This window comes from Belnapia mucosa, assembly GCF_016775475.1.
Taxonomy (GTDB): Bacteria; Pseudomonadota; Alphaproteobacteria; order Acetobacterales; family Acetobacteraceae; genus Belnapia; species Belnapia mucosa.
In genome coordinates this window covers 1-753 of record NZ_JAEUXJ010000080.1, presented here as the reverse complement: position 1 = coordinate 753, position 753 = coordinate 1, and the positions used below count along the sequence as shown (strand labels likewise).

Annotated in this window: 1 protein-coding gene; it reads left to right on the top strand. The window is 72.1% G+C overall.

All coding sequences use genetic code 11. The annotated features are described in order from the left end of the window. Positions 1-753 (top strand): IS5 family transposase (locus JMJ55_RS30435; RefSeq protein WP_202829345.1); only part of this gene is annotated, 753 nt, incomplete at both ends.

Genomic DNA, 753 nt, shown 5'->3' with positions numbered 1-753 from the left:
CCCCGCCGCCCGGGCCGAGCTTGCTCGCCGGTCCCAGCCCTATGCAACCTGCCTGACCGACGCAGAGTGGCAGATCGTGCAGGCGTTCCTGCCCGCCCCAGTGCCCTACGGCCGACCACGCCGGTGGCCGATGCGAGCATTGCTCGATGGCATGCTCTATGTGCTGCGAACCGGCTGCGCCTGGCGGCATCTGCCGCGCGACTTCCCACCTTGGCAGACGACGCTGCGCTGGTTCCTGCGCCTGGCCCGCAGCGGCGCCTTTGAGCGCATGGCCCACGCCCTGGCGATGGCCGACCGCGAGCAGGCCGGGCGTGGCGCCTCGCCGACCGCCGCGGTGGTGGATGCCCAGGCGGCCCGCTCAAGCGGCACCGGCGTTGCCGGGCGACGGGGCTACGATGCTGCCAAGCGCGTCGTCGGACGCAAGCGCCATGCCCTGGTCGACACTGATGGACGCCTACTGTTGGCTGCCGTCTCACCCGCTGACCTGCACGACAGCCATGGCGGGATCGCGCTGCTGCGGACCTCGCGCCGCCCCTGGCCATTCGTCGCGCTCTGCTACGCCGATCGGGCCTATGCCGGGCCGCGCGTCGCCAATGCCTCGCCGGTCCGCATCGAAATCGTCGGGTCGAAGCCAAGCCAGGACGGCTTCGCCGTGCAGCCCCGCCGCTGGGTGATCGAGCGAACCTTCGCTTGGACAGGGCGGTGCCGCCGCCTCGCACGCGACCACGAAGCCACACCCGGTTCTGCCGTCGC